This window comes from Arthrobacter sp. H-02-3 (assembly GCF_003097355.1).
GTDB classification, from domain to species: domain Bacteria; phylum Actinomycetota; class Actinomycetes; order Actinomycetales; family Micrococcaceae; genus Arthrobacter; species Arthrobacter humicola.
In genome coordinates this window covers 1-2,503 of record NZ_PYUI01000042.1, presented here as the reverse complement: position 1 = coordinate 2,503, position 2,503 = coordinate 1, and the positions used below count along the sequence as shown (strand labels likewise).

1 protein-coding gene is annotated in these 2,503 nt (G+C 63.4%); it reads left to right on the top strand.

Going from position 1 to position 2,503, the window contains the following annotated elements; genetic code table 11:
• Positions 1 to 68: 68 nt before the first annotated feature.
• Positions 69 to 2,503: N,N-dimethylformamidase beta subunit family domain-containing protein (locus C9424_RS21235; RefSeq protein WP_237563609.1), on the top strand; the 2,435-nt coding region annotated here is incomplete at its 3' end.

Here is a 2,503-nt window from a genome sequence, read left to right as displayed (position 1 = left end):
TCCCGCAGACCCAGCCGGCGTGCGCGACGTTCTCCGCCACCGGATTGATTGATTGCGGCAACTGGGCTGTGTCAGCTTCCTGGCAGGTTCCGGCGTCGGCCGTGTCCGGGGTTTATCTGGCCCGGCTCGTGCGCAACGACGCCACGGCTGCGAGCGTCATTCCGTTCGTGGTCCGCGACGACGCCACTCACTCAGATGTCGTGTTCCAGACCTCGGACACGACGTGGCAGGCGTACAACACCTACGGCGGCAACAGCCTCTACTCCTGCACGGTGTCCTGCCCTCCGGGTACGCCGCTGGCGTATAAGGCGGCGTTCAAAGTTTCCTACAACAGGCCGTTCAACTCGGCAGCCGATGACCAGGGCAGAAGCTGGCTGATGTACGCCGAATATCCAATGATCCGGTTCATGGAGGCCAACGGCTACGACGTGAGCTACATGAGCGGACTCGACGTCTCCACCAAGGGAGCCTTGCTCCTGAACCATAAGTCATACATGTCCGTGGGCCACGACGAATACTGGTCTGCGGACCAACGAACCAATGTGGAGGCCGCCCGCGACGCCGGCGTGCATCTGGCCTTCTTCAGCGGAAACGAAATGTTCTGGAAGACCCGCTGGGAACCGAGTTCGGACGGATCGAACACGCCAGGACGGACCCTGGTGTCCTATAAGGACACCCACTTCAACGCACCCACCGATCCCGTGGCGTGGACCGGTACGTGGCGGGATCCGCGTTACGGGACCGCCACGGGAGGAGGAAACCCGGAGAACGCCCTGACAGGACAGTTCTTCCTGGTCAATTCGGGCACTACGGACATCACCGTTCCCGCCAGCTTCAGCAAGCTTCGGCTGTGGAGAAACACCACGATTGCCGGACTGGCCTCGGGGGCCACGGCCACGCTGGGCGCCGGAATAGGAACCCTCGGCTATGAATGGGACAGCGATTCGGACAATGGGTTCAGACCTGCAGGGTCCTTCAAGTTGTCGCAAACGAACAGCACATCGGCGGAGGTCTTCACGGACTATGGCTCCAGCACCGCCAGCGGTCAGGCCGCAACCCACAACCTCACGACCTACAAGGCCGCAAGCGGCGCCTTGGTGTTCGGGGCCGGCACAGTGCAATGGTCCTGGGGACTGGACGGCTTCACCACAGGAAAAGCACCAGACAAAAACATGCAACAGGCCACGGTCAATCTCTTCGCAGACATGGGGTCACAGCCGGTGACCATCATGGCCGGCCTGGCTGCCGCCCAAGCGTCAACGGATACCACCCCGCCGACGTCGGTCATCACCTCACCAGCGGGAGGTGCCACCATAACCGACGGCACAGTGGTGACGATCAGCGGCACCGCTGCCGACACCGGCGGAGTCGTTGCCGGCGTCGAGATTTCGACCGATGGCGGTAAGACGTGGCGTCCTGCCACCGGAACAACAAACTGGACCTTCAGCTGGAATGCCCACGGAAGCCCAACATCCACGTTGCGGTCCCGCGCCGTCGACGACAGCGGGAACATCGAATCACCCGCCCCCGGTGCAGTCACGAACATTCCCTGCCCGTGCTCATTGGTGGGCGTACATACCGCACCGGCGGCCCCCGACTCCGGCGATGCCAATGGCGTTGAGGTCGGTGCGAAGTTCTACACGGACGTGGCCGGGACGATCAGCGCCGTACGGTTCTACAAGGCCGCCAAGAACACCGGCACGCACATCGGAAACGTCTGGAGCATGTCCGGGCAACGCCTGGCCACCGCCACGTTCAGCGGTGAATCCGCCAGCGGCTGGCAAACCGTCTCCCTTTCTCCGGCTCTGGCGGTAACCGCCAACACCATGTACGTGGTTTCCTACTATGCGCCCGCCGGCCACTATTCCCAGGATCCGGGATTCTTCTTTAATCACCCCTCCGGACCTCCAGCCGGAAATAACAGTACCGACAGCGCGCCGCTGCATTTCACCCGCAGCCTGCCCGACACCCCCAACGGTTTCTACCGTTATGGCACTTCGTCCGTATTCCCCAACCAGATCTACGACGCGGAATACTACTGGGTGGACGCCGTCTTTAGCCCGTCCGCTCCGGCGGCGCCGGTGGTGTCGTCGGTGTCTCCGGTGAATGCGGCGACGGGTGTGGCGGTGTCGGTGAAGCCTGCGGCGACGTTCAATCAGTCGGTGACGGGGTCCTCGGTGGTGTTCACGTTGAAGGACAGCGGCGGGGCGGCGGTGGCGGGCGCGGTTTCGTATGATTCGGCGAGCAACACGGCGACGTTTACTCCGGGCAGTGCCCTGGCGTACGGCATCACGTACACGGCGACGGTCAACGGTGCCACGAACAGCACGGGCCAGACGATGGCGGCACCGTATTCGTGGGTGTTCACCACGGCCGCCGCTCCGGCGGCGCCGGTGGTGTCGTCGGTGTCTCCGGTGAATGCGGCGACGGGTGTGGCGGTGTCGGTGAAGCCTGCGGCGACGTTCAATCAGTCGGTGACGGGGTCCTCGGTGGTGTTCACGTT